This window comes from Asaia sp. VD9 (assembly GCF_037150015.1).
Taxonomy (GTDB): Bacteria; Pseudomonadota; Alphaproteobacteria; order Acetobacterales; family Acetobacteraceae; genus Asaia.
Window position 1 is genome coordinate 1 of the sequence record NZ_JBBCQM010000020.1, and the last position, 16,224, is coordinate 16,224.

The 16,224-nt window shown below is 59.5% G+C and carries 19 protein-coding genes; 3 read left to right on the forward strand and 16 right to left on the reverse strand.

Annotated features, from left to right (window positions below; all coding sequences use genetic code 11):
- Window positions 1-112: 112 nt before the first annotated feature.
- From WFJ47_RS15650 to WFJ47_RS15695, 10 genes are all read right to left on the reverse strand, one after another.
- Window positions 113-1,192 (reverse strand): toprim domain-containing protein, encoded by a 1,080-nt coding sequence (locus tag WFJ47_RS15650; protein WP_336764243.1) that lies wholly within the window; start codon window positions 1,190-1,192, stop codon window positions 113-115.
- A 171-nt stretch (window positions 1,193-1,363) separates the two neighbouring features.
- Window positions 1,364-1,618 carry a hypothetical protein gene (locus WFJ47_RS15655; RefSeq protein ID WP_166930377.1) on the reverse strand — a complete coding sequence of 85 codons (255 nt, stop codon included), beginning with the start codon at window positions 1,616-1,618 and terminating at the stop codon, window positions 1,364-1,366.
- 769 nt (window positions 1,619-2,387) lie between these two features.
- Window positions 2,388-2,984, reverse strand: coding sequence for a hypothetical protein (locus WFJ47_RS15660; protein WP_336764245.1), 597 nt, complete (start codon window positions 2,982-2,984; stop codon window positions 2,388-2,390).
- A 169-nt stretch (window positions 2,985-3,153) separates the two neighbouring features.
- The gene (locus tag WFJ47_RS15665) at window positions 3,154-3,744 is read right to left on the reverse strand and encodes a hypothetical protein (RefSeq protein WP_336764246.1); all 591 of its coding nucleotides are present in this window, start codon (window positions 3,742-3,744) and stop codon (window positions 3,154-3,156) included.
- On the reverse strand, window positions 3,741-3,953 hold the full coding sequence (locus WFJ47_RS15670) for a hypothetical protein (protein ID WP_336764248.1): 213 nt from the start codon (window positions 3,951-3,953) through the stop codon (window positions 3,741-3,743). The genes WFJ47_RS15665 and WFJ47_RS15670 overlap by 4 nt, the downstream gene beginning before the upstream one ends.
- Window positions 3,950-4,237: a hypothetical protein gene (locus WFJ47_RS15675; protein WP_336764250.1), complete on the reverse strand. Its 288-nt coding sequence runs from the start codon at window positions 4,235-4,237 to the stop codon at window positions 3,950-3,952. The genes WFJ47_RS15670 and WFJ47_RS15675 overlap by 4 nt, the downstream gene beginning before the upstream one ends.
- 199 nt (window positions 4,238-4,436) lie before the next feature.
- Complete coding sequence (locus WFJ47_RS15680; protein WP_336764252.1) at window positions 4,437-4,763, reverse strand: hypothetical protein; 327 nt, start codon at window positions 4,761-4,763, stop codon at window positions 4,437-4,439.
- Complete coding sequence (locus tag WFJ47_RS15685; protein WP_332351440.1) at window positions 4,760-4,933, reverse strand: hypothetical protein; 174 nt, start codon at window positions 4,931-4,933, stop codon at window positions 4,760-4,762. The genes WFJ47_RS15680 and WFJ47_RS15685 overlap by 4 nt, the downstream gene beginning before the upstream one ends.
- Window positions 4,930-5,178, reverse strand: coding sequence for a hypothetical protein (locus WFJ47_RS15690; protein ID WP_336764256.1), 249 nt, complete (start codon window positions 5,176-5,178; stop codon window positions 4,930-4,932). The genes WFJ47_RS15685 and WFJ47_RS15690 overlap by 4 nt, the downstream gene beginning before the upstream one ends.
- The gene (locus WFJ47_RS15695) at window positions 5,175-5,381 is read right to left on the reverse strand and encodes a hypothetical protein (protein ID WP_336764258.1); all 207 of its coding nucleotides are present in this window, start codon (window positions 5,379-5,381) and stop codon (window positions 5,175-5,177) included. Before WFJ47_RS15695 ends, WFJ47_RS15690 begins: the two co-directional genes overlap by 4 nt.
- Window positions 5,382-5,534: 153 nt before the next feature.
- Here WFJ47_RS15695 and WFJ47_RS15700 point away from each other — a divergent pair, with 153 nt between their 5' ends.
- The 3 genes from WFJ47_RS15700 (at window position 5,535) to WFJ47_RS15710 (ending at window position 7,649) form a co-directional block, all read left to right on the forward strand.
- Entirely contained in the window at window positions 5,535-6,491 is a 957-nt protein-coding gene (locus WFJ47_RS15700; protein WP_336764260.1) for a site-specific integrase, read from the forward strand.
- Window positions 6,492-6,547: 56 nt separating this feature from the next.
- Complete coding sequence (locus WFJ47_RS15705) at window positions 6,548-6,886, forward strand: hypothetical protein (RefSeq protein WP_336764262.1); 339 nt, start codon at window positions 6,548-6,550, stop codon at window positions 6,884-6,886.
- A 109-nt stretch (window positions 6,887-6,995) separates the two neighbouring features.
- Complete coding sequence (locus WFJ47_RS15710) at window positions 6,996-7,649, forward strand: AAA family ATPase (protein ID WP_336764264.1); 654 nt, start codon at window positions 6,996-6,998, stop codon at window positions 7,647-7,649.
- A 1,226-nt stretch (window positions 7,650-8,875) separates the two neighbouring features.
- Here the strand turns inward: WFJ47_RS15710 and WFJ47_RS16585 are convergent.
- The 6 genes from WFJ47_RS16585 to WFJ47_RS15735 all read right to left on the reverse strand — a co-directional run.
- Window positions 8,876-9,067, reverse strand: a complete 192-nt coding sequence (locus WFJ47_RS16585; protein ID WP_408868672.1) for an MJ0042-type zinc finger domain-containing protein — start codon at window positions 9,065-9,067, stop codon at window positions 8,876-8,878.
- Window positions 9,067-9,459: a DUF2442 domain-containing protein gene (locus WFJ47_RS15715; protein WP_336764266.1), complete on the reverse strand. Its 393-nt coding sequence runs from the start codon at window positions 9,457-9,459 to the stop codon at window positions 9,067-9,069. Before WFJ47_RS15715 ends, WFJ47_RS16585 begins: the two co-directional genes overlap by 1 nt.
- Entirely contained in the window at window positions 9,449-9,685 is a 237-nt protein-coding gene (locus WFJ47_RS15720; protein ID WP_336764268.1) for a DUF4160 domain-containing protein, read from the reverse strand. The genes WFJ47_RS15715 and WFJ47_RS15720 overlap by 11 nt, the downstream gene beginning before the upstream one ends.
- 77 nt (window positions 9,686-9,762) lie before the next feature.
- Window positions 9,763-10,014 (reverse strand): hypothetical protein, encoded by a 252-nt coding sequence (locus tag WFJ47_RS15725; RefSeq protein WP_336764269.1) that lies wholly within the window; start codon window positions 10,012-10,014, stop codon window positions 9,763-9,765.
- Between the two features lie 1,199 nt (window positions 10,015-11,213).
- Window positions 11,214-14,219 carry a hypothetical protein gene (locus tag WFJ47_RS15730; RefSeq protein WP_336764271.1) on the reverse strand — a complete coding sequence of 1,002 codons (3,006 nt, stop codon included), beginning with the start codon at window positions 14,217-14,219 and terminating at the stop codon, window positions 11,214-11,216.
- 56 nt (window positions 14,220-14,275) lie between these two features.
- On the reverse strand, window positions 14,276-16,224 hold a 1,949-nt coding region (locus tag WFJ47_RS15735), incomplete at its 5' end, for a Tn3-like element ISMpo10 family transposase (RefSeq protein WP_336764272.1).

The window sequence follows — 16,224 nt, forward strand, 5'->3', positions numbered from 1 at the left end:
AGAGGCGATGCTACAACTGTCCGATGGATGCCTTTGGAATGCTGGAGTCGTCGACGCATAGAGTCGACCCATAAGTGCGCGCAGAGACGCTTAGCGTATATCTGTGCCCGTTCTATGTCCTGACCCCGGGAAGCGTCCGAGTGATCTCGGCCAGCCTGGCGGCGGTGTCCGCTCGTCCCTCAGCTTGTGCGTGATCGTTCCAGTCATGCCCTACGGTGGGCGGCATCAGGAAGGGCAGGCCGGTGGCGCGGGCCTTGTTCTCTCCTGTCCAGCTTTCGTCATTGTCAGCCGCAACGGCACACAGGCGCGGCCTTACGATCTCGGCTACAGCGCCAAGGTTGCCAGCGTCGAACGCCACGAACACGGTGCGGCCTGTCGCCTCGGCCACGGTCAGGCCGGTGGCGTACCCCTCAACAAGAAACCCCGGCTCGATCCCCGGTATGACGTGGAAAGCGCCCTGCTTCTGCCCCCCCATAAGGAACCGCTTTGTTCCGTCTGGCGTGATCGTCTGCACGTTGATGACACGGCCCGATGCGTCTTGCATCGGTATGACCAGATCCCCGGCTTTGGCAGCGGTCGCCTTGTCGATCCATCTTTGGGCGTCCGATGAATGCAGGCGCCCCGTGATGGCCTCGGAAGCATAGAGGGCAGTTCGCGGGGTGACGTGCTTGCGCTCGGCGTAGGGGTGTGAGGTTGCGGCAGGAAGGCGGGCCACGATGGCGCAGGCCACGATCTCGGCGGCCTCATGCGCGGCCCTGTCGATCCGCTCTTGCTGCTCTCTCTGGCGTTCCTGTTCGGCCTGCCTTGCCGCTTCCTTGGCGCGGTATTCTTCGGAACGTCTGGCGCGTTCCTCGGCGGTCATTTGATCGGAAAGCGCGACACCGTAGCGATCAGCCAGCCAATGCAGAGCTTCGGTGAAGTCGCACCCCATGCGGTCGCGTATGAAGTCGATGGCGTCCCGGTTATGCCCTCGCCAATCTTTTACCCATCCAGCAAACCGCCCGGTTGTGGTGGCTGTCCATGTCCGGCGCCCCGCTTTGTCTCTGGCGTACTCAATGCCCCCGCGTGTCGCCTTTCGTCTCGGATACTCGCCTAGCAAGAAATGATCGGCCAGACCTGCGATATCGGAAGCCGCACGGGCTTTGATCTCGGCGGCGATCTCAGGCGGGATGAAGGCGCGGCGCTTGCTCATAAGCGGCCCCCTCTCAGTGTCGAGGTTCTATGTCCGCTCTGGCTTTTTGGGGTGGTCATCCGGGCTATTTCCTTGCCACGGAAGCCAATTCAGGGTACTTTCTCGCCCGTCGCGCTGCAAAAACGACATAGTGAGAAGGCCCCCGGAATTGGCTTCCGGCGGGCCTTTTTCTTATGCGTTGGCGGCGATGGTGGATGACGTGCGGGTGCGCTTTCGGCGATCGCCTATGGCGTTCACGGTCGCGGCAATTTCGGGCAGATCATCGCGGCGGACGCCACAGGCAAAGCCAAGACGAATCGTGGGGATGACGCCCTCACGGGCCAGGCTATAGAGGTGCGACCGAGAATTTTTTACGCCCATATCAGCCAACACTCTCAAAGCATCGGCAAGGGGCAAAAAGTCAGTTGTTTCTAAGGCAGTGCTCATCTCTCGTGCTGCTTCCGCTCATGGATTGAAGGACGGCAGCAGGCAGGGACGAGCGGGCAAAAGACCATTTTTCAGATAGTCGAGCCCCGGATTTTCCATTATGGAACAAAACCAGCGACGGTTTGTGTTGCTCCGTTTTTTGGAAAGCCTGGGTTCTGGTCTCTTGTCCGATTGTCTCGGCTTGCTGCTCGAAACTGGTCAGTTCTGACCGACGGAATGACGAAAACCAACGGAAGGGCCGGGTAGCGTTGGAACCGCTACCTGGCCTTTTCTGTATGCGCGAGACGAAGCCGGGGCCATTCTCAGGCCATCCAGGTTCAAAGGTGTCTCGGAGTTTCATCATTACTCAGATGAACTAGCACAGCCTCGCGCCCGCGACACGCCCTTTTTGCAAAGTATCCGCATAGAAGCTCGCACAGGGCACTATTGCACCTTTCCGGTGTCATGTGACCTAGCGTCACTATCAACCCGCAGGCTGGCGCTCAAATGCGCTTAAATGCCCATTCCGTTTGCCGGGTAAACTCACACTTTTACCGGAAATGATTGTCGATAGTCGCGCATGGTTGCGGATAGTCGCATGTTTGCTTGCAGGGCAAGTCGGGTCGCTTCTGTCAGCCAGACTGAAAGTCTGCATTTGTGTGTTCCTGCTCACCGTGTCCCCACTTTGACCCCATGCTGACACTACCGTGATGCGGAGGTGATACGCTGGTGACACGGCGCGAGCCTGCCTGTTGTTCTCGCGTTGCAGGATCAACCGCGAAAGAAAGCCTTACCCGTCGAACGCGGCGGGATTGTAAGGCAGCTTTTCATTGGCAGCATGAAGCATACGCCATCGCCTGATCGCCTCCCCTTTTGCGATATCCAGCGCCTCGATGGCCTGCGACTCGGTGGCGGTCCCTTCTGCTATGGCGTCGATGAACGGGCGTCGCATGGCCTCAAGCTCTCTCAGAAGGTCGTCATCGTCGCCCCCGTCGAGAAACAGGCTATCGGTGAAATCCCATCCCGGCCCCCATTCGGGCATCTTTACCGGCTCGCCATCGGACAGGGCGCCCATAAGGTGAGCGAAAACGATTTCAGGCCGGATCAGGGCAGCGGGTGCGGGCCGGGTCCAGTCCCTTACCGGCCTATCGTGAATGGCGGACAGCCTGGCGCATAGCTGGCGGGCGCTGGCGATATCATGCGGCTCATGCAGTCTTTCCCATCGGTTATCCACGAACGCGACACACGGCCAGAAATACCAGCGCCCCGCGTCGTCCTGGCTGTCGAGGATGAATAGCTCTTTGACCAGCCCCCAGGTGATCCGATCAGGAGGCGTATGCAGGACCGGCATTGAGTTCATGTCGTCGTCATCGTGCGGATTGGTCACGGCGTTTCGTTCCGATCAGGGCAGGCAATGCCCAAAGCAAGAGGGCAAAGGCGTGAGGCGGCAGCGTTCGCAATGCCGAGAACGCCATTGCAGACGGCCATAAGGACAGCCCCGACAATGCTGCGTAGGATCGGGCGTTTTGCGAGGAAGGCAGGGCACGGGCGGCGGATCATTGGATGGCCCCCGTGCTTTGGTATGGATTGGCAGCGACCAGGCAGGCAAAGCGCCTTGCTTCATGCTCTGCCACAAGATCGGCCATGTCCTGCACCGCCTCGGCGCCATCGGTGGCAGTCGCCTCCTTTTTTATGGACTCAAGAAATTCTCCCGCGCTGGCGATGGCGTGGGCTTTGGCGTCGTCCAGGGCAGCGACAAACCCCGCGTGATCCATGCCACCTATAAAGCACCAATCGGCCACGCTCCCGGCGTCGAGGCTTGGCGTGTCTGCTTCTTCCTCGTCATCCAGCATGGCGGACAAAGAGCGGAGGAACTGACAGCGCGGCGCGAGAGGCGTCATGATCGGTTGCGTATAGTCGAGGAAGCGCAGGCCATGTTCGGCGCTCAGGCTTCGGCCCAGGCGGCGCAGGCTCTCGGTGTCGTCGCTTATGCCGATGTGAAGAAAGGCGTCATGCTTCATATGCACGATCAGATAGAACGGACGGCCAGACCCGGCACCTCCGTCTAGCGTGATGCAATCGGCAAACCCCCAATCGACAAGATCGGCAGGTATGGGAGCTTCTTTCGTTCCTAGTCCTAATGTCATGTGATGCTCTCTTGAATGAATACGGCGCGATCCTCGATTTGCCGTGCAAGCCAGCCCATCGCCTCGGGATGCGAACGCGGGCTTTCGCTTGTGCAGCGGGCCAGATCGGCCAGAATGGAAAGGTCAGACGCGGCGGCCCCGATACCTGCCAGACGATCGGCAGGGGCTAAGGGCAGACCATCGCGCCAGGACTTGCGGCGGGCACTCATGCGTTGCCGTGCGGCTTGTTGTGGGTCGCGATGTAAAGATCCATGAGGCGGGCTTTCGCCATCGTCTCAAACGCCAATAGGTGATGCGCGACATAGAAGGCAGGAACATGCGGCATGGCTTCCAGGTTGACGCGGATCACGGTCAGCATGGCTTGCAAGGATGGCTTGATGTCTGCCAGCGGTGCGCCATCAACGCCCCATACGGAAACGGCCCATTCCCGGCCTGCTTCAATAGGGTCACGAATGCCGATAGAGGCCAGGGCGTCATTCGGTTTGCTGCTCATGCAAGCGGCCTCCTTCTTCGGTTGTGCCATCGGGAAAGGCGATCAGATGGGCGGCCCAGAACCCCGGACCAGTAACGGGAACAGGTGACGTGCGGCAGGTTCAGCCGCGCCCCAATCTCTCGCCACGAATGCCCGCTCTCTCGCAGGCGGATCAGTTCCTTAACCCGTGATGGGTGCCAGACGGCGCGAGGGCGTCCCATTATGCGGCCCCTTGTGTTTGGGCGCGATCGGCCCGCATCGCGTCAAAGGCTTGGCGGCCTTGCTCGATCGCGCGTTTGCTTGCGCCCATAGCTTTTCCTGACTGGTCAGCATTGGCGATGTGTCCCGCCAGTCGCCCCAGCGTTGTCACAAGTTGATGGCCTAGCCATTCGATAGAGTCCGAAGCCTCGTAAGCGTCCGGACCACGCAGCGCCGTGACCATCATGCGGGCCATGTGTTCGGCGTCGTAAATGAGAACCGTTTGATCCCGCATCTCTAGGATCGCGTCCTCTTCCTCGCGTGACAGTTTCCCTAGTTCCCGGCTCATGGCTGGCCCCCTCCCCGGCTGGCATTATCCAGCGAGACAGCAAGGCGCTTTGCCCATGCGGCCAGCATGTCGAGCGGCGCAGGCTCGGACGCGCTCGCAAAGGCGGCCATGATCTCGGCCATTGAATAGAGGTCAGAGTAGGTTGAATGGATCAGATCGCGGCGGCTCATCGCATAGCCTCCGGGCGGCTGGCCTCGATGGTCTCTTTCGCGGCGTCGATCACGTCTGAATGGCGTTCGATCTCAAGAGCCGCCCAGACCACGGCAGCGCCAAGGGCAGATACTTCCTTGCTCGGCCAGTCAGTCCCGCCCGATGCGTAGGAACCGGCAAAGCGCAGCAGCAGGGACAGGCAGCCGATGGCGTGTGATGACTGGTTGAGGTCAGCCAGGGCGGCTTTGGTTTCGTCCCGCTTCATTGCACAGCCTCCATGCGCGGCGCTGCACGGTGTCCGGCGCTCTGGTCAGGCGTTGCGACGGCATAGACAGATACGGCCAGAACGAACGCGGCAGCGATGCCGGAAAGCGCATGTAACGAAAGCGCGATCAGCGGGCTTGTGGGTTGTACTGAAAGATCAGCGTCGGTATGAGCCGCGCCACATGCTACATAAGGGAAAGCCATTAGTCGGGTGCTCCGATTGGTGGTTAGGGACGGCGCTGAGGTTCGCGGCCTCGCGTCGTCCTGTAATCATTCTATCCACCTTAAATTATTTATTGCAAGAGTTAAGTCAGTCGATATATATAGCTTCCGAGAACCCTCATTCTCGGAAGCGAAATGACGAACGCCCTCAGCCTCCCTGATCCCGCTCCTGAAACGCTCCCGGTCAACATCTCGCAGGCGGCGGACATGCTGGCAGCGGCGGCGCTCTCGCCTGCGACGTTGCGGGCTTACCGAACCAGTTGCGCGGCGTTCTCGCGGTGGTGCAGCGCCCAGGGCGTGTCATCCCTCCCGGCGCGACCCGAAACGGTGGCGGCTTATGTCTCAATGCTCATGCAGCAAGGGAAGCGGGCAGCGACGATATCACGCGCCGTTGCGGCGATCTCATGCGCTCATGAACTGGTAGGCCATGACGGCTTTGGGCGCTCTCGCAAGGTGAAGGATGCTCTAAAGGGGATGCGGCGCATCATCGGAACGGCCCCGGACAAGAAAGCCCCGGCCACAGCGGATCGTCTGGCGCTCATGCTGGCGACATGCGGTGACGATCTCGCAGGGCTTCGCAATCGGGCATTGCTGGCACTCGGCTTTGCTGGCGCGTTCAGGCGCTCGGAACTGATGGCGCTTGCCGTCGAGGATATCCAGCCGGTCGATGGCGGCGCCATCGTGACGATCCGGCGCAGCAAGACAGACCAGGAAGGCGCAGGCCAGACAATCGGCATTCTCAACGGGTCACGCCTTCGCCCCCTCGATGCCGTCACGGCATGGTGCGAGGCAGCAGGCATCACGTCCGGCCCGATCTTTCGCAGCATCAACAAGGGCGGCGCGGTTGGCGTATCGCTGTCAGATCGGGCGGCGGCGGATATCGTCAAGGATGCGGCAAGACAGGCGGGCCTCGATCCTTCCGACTTCTCAGGGCACAGCCTCCGCTCTGGCTTCATCACGTCCGGCGCAGAGGCGGGGCATGACGCGATCCGCATTGCCGAGGTTAGCCGTCACAAAAATCTTGAGGTTCTTCGCGGCTATGTCTCCCGCGCCAATCTGCTCAAGGATCATGCGGGTGCGTCATTCATGTAGGAGTTGACCTATAGATCAACTCTGTGTATCTATAGGTCAATCTGATGGAGATAAACATGGCATCCGTAACGCAAGATAGCCTCGACAATGCAATCAAAGGTATCAAGAATCTCTATCGTACCGAATTTCGGGGTAAGCCACGAGGGCGGTTCATACTAACGCGCTGGCAGCTCATGACTTCGTTGGGCACTCGCCGTCTTCACGCCTCAACGATTGCACGACTGCAAGATGAAGCCCTCGCAGCAGGCCTAGTCATCATCGATCTCGACGATCTCTTCCCTGTCGTCGAGGTGAAGATCGTTCGGAAATATCGCAGGCCGCCCAACGAATTATTCAGCACGATCTTTCCCTCACCCGAAGATAGCTATGATCTTCTGGATGAAGATGGTGACTGACGTTTCCGCCTAAAATGAGCACCCATGGGGCATGGCGAACGACTTTAGAGTTATCGGCATCAATCATTCCAGATTGATTTAATTATGAAACGCGGCCAATCATGTGGCCATGCAGCGCGATAAACTCAAAACCTTAGCCGTGGTGGCCCAAAAGGGCGGAACCGGCAAAACAACCCTTGCCCTCAACCTTGCGGCGCTCGCGGCTTCCGATGGCCTGCGTGTCGCCCTGGTCGATTGTGACCCGCAACGCTCGGCGGCCTCATGGTGGGAAACGCGAGAAGGCGACGACATAACCCTGATCGAACGCCCTGCGTCTGACCTGCCCATGATTCAGGAAGCAGCGCGGGCAGACGGCTTTGACTTGCTGATCGTGGATACTCGGCCAAGCGTCGAGGCGGAAACCATGCAGGCTATCCGATCGGCAACGGTCGCAGTCATTCCCACGCGCCCCGGCATCCTCGATCTTCGGGCGGTAGCAGCAACGGCGCAGCTTGTGACGGCATCCGGCACCTCCGGCGTGATCGTCCTGAACCAATGCCCTCCGCCCCGGTCAGAGAATGAACCCACGCTAACCGCAGAAGCCCGCGCCGTAGCGAACACGCTCGGCCTACCCGTGGCCCCTCCTGTCGTCTCGATGCGGGCGGCTCTCTCTTACTGCCTCAACGATGGCCGGTCGGCTTTTGAGTACGAACCCGGCGGCAAAGCAGATCAAGAAACCCGCGCTCTCTGGCGCTATCTAAAAAAGGCATATCTCAATGGCTAAAAAGGCCCCTATGTCCCTCGGCGCTCTCGCGGCAAAGAAGCCCGGTGCAGTCCCCCCCGCGCCATCGTCTCCTGATCTTACAGGTCAGGAACAGTCCAAGGCAGGACGGCCCCGAACGCTCCCAGACAACGTGCGCTCTATGACCTTGCGACTATCGGACGAAACACACACAGCCCTGAACGTGTTGGCGGCTCAACAGCGGACCACTGCCAAGGCGATCTTGCTTGCTGGATTGGCGGACCAATTCGCCCGCTACGGTGTCGCGGCAGAGGTGAAGTGATGAAGTGTATTTATTGCCTCCAAAGCCTAAAAAGAAGGATGATCTAATGAATATGTATAAGTTCGAACCAGATTGCTCTGTGCAAGATGCAGGAACAGGAAAAATGGTGCCGATTCCCCAGGGAATACATAATATAACGTGGGAGGGCACTATTTCAAAAGTAGGGAATTCTCCCGAATGCACCATAAATATTTATTCTCAGCAAATATCAATAAGAACACTTAGAGAAGAAATAATAAGACTTTGCGAAGAGCATAAAGCAAGTAAATATCCATAACTAAACTATTTGTTATATGTGTTAATTCGACATCAATCCACTTCTATATGATGGTCTCACAATAAAGAAAGAAAACAATGCCCCGATATATCGTGAATATAACTCAGCCGGACGGGTCAGACGCTGTCACTCTGGCGGATTTTGCTCATGAAGCCGCTTTTGTCGCGTCGTCCATTACGCCCCCATGCGAAGTAAGGCGTATTGAAGATAGTGTAACTCGCCAAGAATGGTTTGGCGAAGACATCGAAGACTTTATTGCGTTCCACACGCGCAATTAGCCTCTCACTCGCAAGCCTTGAGAATAACCTATGCACTTCACTATGCCATCGGAATGGACGCCAACACGCACAATAGGCGTCCTCTGCATCGGATATGCCCTGGCACTCGCTCTCCTATTTAGTCGAGAGCCATCACCCAACCTAGCTGCCCTGAAAGCAGATCCATCAGCAGGCCATGTCTGGAGCGTCGTTTATGACGATCAGCAAAAGCGCCTCACAAGGATGGAAAGCAACGAATGGGGCTTCGCTATTGTAGGAGCTTTGTTGGTCTGGTGCCCAAGAGTCAGGCGGACACCAAAAGTCTGACTGGCTGTCGCAACATGGTATCGCGCATTCGATAGACTAACCGGCAGGGGGCCACTTCCGATGTGACCCCTGCCCTATATGGCGACTAACCCTCGTCTATGAGCGAGTAAGAATATGTTTCCGTGCTATTCCACGTATTCATAACCTTCCCGCATTTTTGGCAAGTCGCACTATCCCTCTCCCGGACAGGAAGGCGCATGATTGTTACTGCATACCGGGCCTGACAATGTGGGCACGTGAAATCGTCCCCTTCTCCATGTCCCCAAACCTTAACCATCAAGCCGCCTTCCTGGGCCTTCCACCCTTAATCCCATTGCGCCGTGATGCCGCAGCCTTGGCGGGAGACGTGACCCGGCCAGCCTGCGCGGCCATAAACGCCCGCGTCCCAAATATCCCTGCCATCAGTTCAGGCACCAGGATATCAGCGTTCAATTCCTCCCAGCACAAGGCGTATCGGCCCATACGCTCAACCTTAGCTAGCTGGGCATCTGTTGCGTCCTGCAATCCCTGTATCTTGCGGGCAGGAAACTCGAACCGAGCCCCATTGGTCAGTTCTACCGTGACCCTGCCTGTCGTCGCGTCATAACCCGCAGCGACCACGCCCGGCGTGGCCTTGGCATATTCCTGACCTGCTTCCACCGCCTGTCTGTATTCCGCTTCACTGACCATGGATCGCCTCCCACTCTTTCGACAGCGCTTCCGCATGTTCCTCAACCGCCTTAGCCAGTTTGGAGCCTTCGCGGTGGCTTATGCCTTCAACTCGTAGCAGGCGTGCAGGCTTCTCAAGACTTACGATTGCTTGCCCGTCTGGCCCGATGACATGCACATGCGGAGGCTTGTGATCGTTCGGAAAGATCACAACGCGATATCCCGCTATTCGCATCACCACTGGCATCAGCAGATAATGAACCTATCATGATAGGTTTTCAATAGGTGGATGTAGTAGCCTTAGTTGGGCGCCCAGAGCAGCAATCAGTCCGTGTGTGCCAAGACGAGATCGTCCTTGAAAATATAGGTGCTGAAATCCTTCAGCATGACACTCCAAAACCTGCTGTGAGAAAGGCCATGGGGAAGGAGAACCCCCATGCTGTCCATCACCTTTCCCGACCACCTGAGCATCGGAATTACGCTGTCTGTGTTGATATGGGCGATTGCTGAAGTCCGCTTGTGGCTTTCACGCAAGCGGCCATAGCCCCATCGCCAAGGGGTCGCCAGATCGGCCATGCCTGCACGCGGTTTCTAACGCTAGACAATCGCAGCGCGGGCAAGGGGGTGGTGAAACGCCGCCCCCTTTTTTTGGTGGGGGTATCGTTTCGTTACCCCCTTGTCCTGATCTTACAGCGCAGGAACAGCGGAGGGGTCTATTCGGATCAGGCCCCATGACCGGCAAGGGTATAGCGAAACGCGATCCCCTTTTCTGGCCCCCTCAAGTTTGAGGACACCTTCCGTGGTCTCCCCAAAGTTGGGGAGGCCTATGACCAAACAGCGTGACGGCATCGCCCAACTAGGCAGAGAGGCGGGGCAGGCATCCGAATTTCCGCACCAGTACGCACGGGCGCGTGTGCGCGTGTGAGAAGGGGCTTTTGCGTCAGGTTGACGCAAAAGGGGATGCCATTGATCGGATGCACAGCGGATGCAGGCCAGACGCAAGGTGGATGCAAGTTTTTGGCCTCTCCATACACAAATGCACCCTGCCGGGTTCAGTGTCAGAGAGTGACGCGACGCCTACACGAGAGTGACAGAAGAGTGACACGGATTTTCTCGCTCCATATACAAATGCAAACTCTCAGTTTGCTGGGGCAAGAACACAAAACCACAAATTCCACATATCAACGCGCATAATGAGACAGCGCCTCGGTTGGCAGGTGTGGGGCCATTATCCACGCAGTACGCGCAAGCGCGTGTGTGCGCGTGAGGCAGGGATGATTTGCCATCATCAAATGGCCGGGAACAGGCATCAGGACAGCCCCGAACGCCCCAGCCTTCCGGCCCGTATATCTCTCAGTATCTCGGCCTCAACTTCGGCCCTCATGGCAAACCATGCCGCCCGCTTTGCCTCTTTGGCTTTCTTGCGCGCCTCAGATCGTGCGGAAGGAACTGACGGCCCCGATGGCGACAGGGCAGACCATGCCTCTTTTTTGGCAATGCTTCGGCTGGCTCTGGTTAGCTTGCCAAGGCGTTCGGCGTTCTCAGAAAGCCACGCAGCAAAGGCCCGGTCCTGCTCGGCGCGGGCGGCTTTCCAACGGGCGCAGCGGGCGGCTTTATTCGGTCCCTTCATGGGGTCGAGTATAGCATTTACTAAGCCGATTTCCGACATATCAACGTGCGCGCGTGTCTTGCTTTCATTGATTGTTTTTCACCCGGAATTCAGAGAGCCGGAACCAGAAAAAACCAGGAATCAGAATACGGCATGTTGAGGAATGTTAAGGACCGGACAGCGCCCCCATAGGAGCGGTGCCCCCTATCGCGCTCGCCCATGCTGGTAGGTCTCGCCCGTAGTGCTCATTCATCCATTCAAGCCGTGTCTGACCAGGCGGGCGCTTGGCAGCACCAGGCCACGGCATGACTGATCTAAACGCCTTGCGGTCATCACTTCCCAGATGGTCGATAGCATACGTCAGCACATCGCCTTTTCCGGCTTGATCTAGGGCGTCAAAGGCCCAGGCCACAGCCACCGATTGAGCGGGCGCTACGGTCGCCCCAGCTACGCGAAGAGCCGCCATGCCAACAACAACCCGCAAGGCCGCTTTCTCGGCTTCTGGGTCATAGGCTACGCCCAGGCTTTCAGTCAGATCGTGCATGGCCCCACGGAAGAGATCGAACTGATATCCGATAGCCTCAGCCCCCCTGCTATCAGGTGGCGCAATGATGGGCGGGATACGTTCAGTCTCGTTGCTATCAACGCCTCCATTTATTCGCTCAGGTCCGCTGCTATCAGCGATCCGGCCACGCTCAATCCCCCTGCCATCAGCGGCAACCAGCGGAGCGGCCGCGCCATCGGCAATGTCGAACCGGACCAGCGGCCCTAGAGCGGCTTCCACTCTCTTTCGCACTTCCCCGGCACTCAGACGCGAGGGGTCAAACCATAGCCTTGCTGGTCTCTGTCTAGGCCCCGCCTTCTGGTAAGTGACGGCTTCTAGGGGAGCTACATTCCCCATAACAAGCCGGGCAGTGTCGTCATTCCAGTTGGGGACATTCCCTATAGAAGAGTATTTATTATAGGCTTTGTCCCCAACTGGAATTGCCTGTTTCCGATCCGCCATGGCGCGGGTGACAGCCTTTTTCCCTGCCTCAATCGAACGCTCGATATCTTCCGGCGCGTCGTCTCCCGGACTACCCCAGATGACGCCGTGATAGAGCCGCCCAGCGTCCCGGCCCCCTTCGCAGACAATGCCCCCAACGCTCGCCATTTCCTCGAACACGTCCGGCGCGTGGCTGGTATCCTCGATCAGTTCATTGATGGGCAGCGGCAAGGGAACATCTGACAGGACCAGAACCCGGCAGGGATTGGCCTCGGTACGCCTCACGCCTCTTGCTCGACCGATGGCCTGCACGATCTCGCCGGTCATACTGGAATGCAGCAAGGCGCTTGCTGTCTCGTCCGGGTGGTACTGGCGCTTGTCCTCGATGACTCGGCTCGATCCATCGGCCATCAGGTAGCGGGCGGCTTGTCGCGGGAAGTAAACAGGCTTGTTCCCGTCCCGCTCGATGCGCTCGATCGGCTCCCCGGTCAGGGCCTCGGCCTGCCTCTCGATATCAAGCGCGGGCGGGTAAAGGCGACCAATGACGATCACCAGATCAACGCCATCGCCCCCCGGTCCCGGCCCCCATGCATTCAGGCCGGAAACAGCGTTGAAATGGGCGGTTGCGATCTTGTCGGGCCAGCCTCCGGGCGTGGTCTCGGCGTGATCTCTCAGGGCAGCGATGACGGGCTTTTGTGAGACTACCAGAATGCGGCGATATGGCCTGATCTCGCGGCGGATGCGAGCCATCAGCTTGCGAACAGCGGCGGGCTTTGCGGTTTCTTCCCGCTTTCCGGTCTCGCCGGAGCTGATATCGAACAGGGCCGTCTTGCCCCATGCCCTGCAAACGTCCTGCGAAATGTGCATAAACGGTGCAGCGGCAATGATCGGCTCAAGTTTTGTGAGGCTCGGGAAGCGATGGCGTAGAAGCGTTTCCGAGGGCGTGGCGGACAGGATCAGGGTTGGAACTCGAAAGCCTGGGTGAATAGAGGCAACACGGCGGAAGTCAGCAGTCCATGGCTTCCCGTCATCGGCCGGCGCTATGACCTCGATCCGCCCGGATGCGGTCACGCCATCATCTAACAGGCGCTTGCATTCCAGCAGAAAGCCAACGATCAGGCCTGACACCTTGCGGCATGTTAGGCGCTCGGCTTCCTGCTCCCTTGTGTCTGGCGCATTGTATCGCTCGGCGCTGGCTTTCAGCACTCCGCTTTGCAATCTGTTTTCGGCGTCGATGTAGTCTTGCAAGGCTGGGGCCTCTACCCCGTATCGCTCCAATGTCTTGCGGCGCAGGTGTCCAGCACCATTGGTGGTCAGCAGGCCGGGGATAAGATCATTTCTGACATGGCGGGCGCGGTCTATGTCCCGCGTCCCGTGGCGGCCCGTGTTATCCCCCGCTCGTGCTTCGCTATCCAGCCATTCCGGGAAGGACCAGCCAGCGCGGTGATGGCTTATCGTCTGGCCTTTCTCGCCTATGCCCAGAGTTTCTGGGGTCTCATCAACCGCCATCGCAGCAAGATCAGACATGCAGGCAGGACGTGGGCAGATCGTGACGGCATGGGCAAGGAACCAGACCCGGACGCCTTGCGCAGCTTTCTGCTTCCGATATCCGCACTGGTCACGGAATGGGCAGACAAAGACTTTATTGCCCTCGCTGTCTGTCGTCTTGGCATCGCAGACTGCTTCGGCAGCGGAAAGGTCTAACTCCCTCGCCATCTTCACCGCACCCAGGTTGCGACACATTCCCCACGGCTTGCCGGTCTCTGGGTCGGTCTCGATGGCGTCCGGGTCTTCCTGGTCCATCCCCCGATAGACGCGACAGACGATCTCGGGCGCGATTTTGCGGAATGCCTCGGCCTGCTCTTGAGCCAGCTTCACCGTAGGGCAGGCAAATCCTACGCTCCCCGTGATCTCGCCCGCTCTCAATGCCCCGGCGATGGCGTTGAGCGTGGCGTGTGATTTCCCGGCCCCGGTCGAGACTTCCAGCACAAAGGCGGCCGGCATCGGATAGTGGCTTTCGTCTGGCTTTCGTCTCGCCTCTTGTGCGGCCTTGCGCTCGGCTGTCCTCGCCTTTGCATACCCTTCCGGCAATGCTTCCTGATAGGCGCTGCTTTCTGCCAGCCAGCGCCTCACATGCCCCGGTATTGCCGCCTCTGCCTCGGATAGCGGCACACCTCGGGCGGCCATCGCGTCCGGGCATCCTTCGGGAAGGGGTCGGTACACAGAACGGACCCAGATATACGCTAAGGTTTTGCCGTGCCTTCGACGGCGCGCATCTGGCGAAGCGGTCTGAGCGCGGTGGATGGCGCATCGGGATCGGTCCAGAGGTAATCGCCGGTGAGATTGATATGCTGCCAACCGAGCGGTGATAGGTGTTGCAGCAGGTCCGGCGGGACCGGCCGGCCGAGGTTGGCGAGATGCATCCGGGCGGCTTGCAGGTAGGTCGTGTTCCACAGGACGATGGCACCGGCGACGAGGTTCAGCGCGCTCGCCCGATGGCTTTGGGCTTGCAGCGCATGATCGCGGATACGGCCGATGCGATGGAAGAAGATGGCGCGTTTCAGGGCATTTTCCGCTTCTCCCTTGTTGAGTTCGCGGGTGGCGCGGCGACGCTGTTCGGGCTGCTCGATCCAGTCGAGCGTGAACAGGGTACGCTCGACGCGACCGATCTCGCGCAACGCCAGTGCCAGGCCGTTGGCGCGTGGATAGGAGCCGAGCCGTTCCAGCATGATCGAGGCGCTGACGACGCCTGTGCGGATCGAGGTTCCCAGTCGCAGCACGTCGTCCCAGTGTGCCTCGATCAGACCTTCGTCGATGCGGCCCGCGACCAGCGGCGCAATATCGGGGCCGGGTTCGATGCCGTTAAACAGGTGCAAACGGCGTGCGGCGATATTCGGGATACGCGGCGCGAACCGGAACCCAAGCAGATGACATAGCGCGAACACATGGTCGGAGACGCCCCCGCCATCGACGTGATGCTCTTCGATGTGCAGATCGGCGCCGTGGTGGAGCAGCCCGTCGAGCACCTGTGCCGCCTCGCTCGCCGAAGCGGAGATAACTGTGGAATGGAACGGCGCGTAGCGATCCGAGACGTGGCTGTAAAAGGAGACAGCCGGCTCTGTCCCCTTGTGCGGATTGACTGCGCCGGTTGCCTGGGCGCGGCGGTCGAGCGGAAAGTTCTGACCGTCTGAGCTGGACGAGGTGCCGGACCCGAACAGCGCGGCCAGCGGCGCGGTGTGTTGGGCGTCGACAAGCCGGGCGAGCGCGCGACCGTAGGTTTCCTCGCGCAGATGCCACGAGGCGAGCCAACCGAGTTGGCGCTGGGTCACGAGATTGCAGGCTTCCGCCATGCGCGTATGGCCCAGATTGGTGGCATCGGCGAGCACCGCCGTGAGGATCGCACGTGGTTCATCCGCGGCACGGCCACTTTGCAGATGCGTGAAGCACTGGCTGAACCCGGTCCATCGATCGACTTCGGCAAGAAGGTCGGTGATGCGGATCGCGGGCAGATGCGCATAGAGCGGCGCAAGGGCGGTATCGGATTCCTCGGGAGTAATCGCCTTCAAGGGCGAAATCCGCAGCCTGCCCAAGCTGAGCTGCACGTCTTCCAGCGCGTCCGTCTCCGCCTTTCGCTCGACCTCGGCCAATCGACGGGCGAGGCGGGCGCGTCGTTCGGCCAGCCAGATATCGGCCGTATCCGGTGCCGGTATCGGCAAGGGGCCGGCCGCGCGCATGTTGGCGAATACGGGGGCAGGAATGAGTTGCTGCTCGACAGCACGATAGCGTCGGCTTCCCTCGACCCACATGTCGCCGGCGCGAAGCCGGTCGCGAAGCTCGACCAGCACGCACAATTCATAGATCCTGCGATCGGGAATGCCGGTGCCGATCGCCCGACGCCAAGCTTGCCGGATGAAGCCGACTGGCGTGCCTGCAGGCAATTTGCGCAGATGACCAAAATGAAGGTCGCGCATGATCGCGACCGCTCGCGCGAGCGCATGGCAGGCTGGCACCGCCCCGAATGTGAACGAGGCGATGAACGAGGGACCGACCTGTCGGAGGACGGGGTAATTGGTCGCGGCGACCGCGACGGGATCGACCGAATCGGGGCGGATCAGCTTGCGGGCTTCATCGACCTCGCGGCCGAGATCATTCCATCCGATCGCTGCCTCGACCGCAGCGCCGATATCGCCAC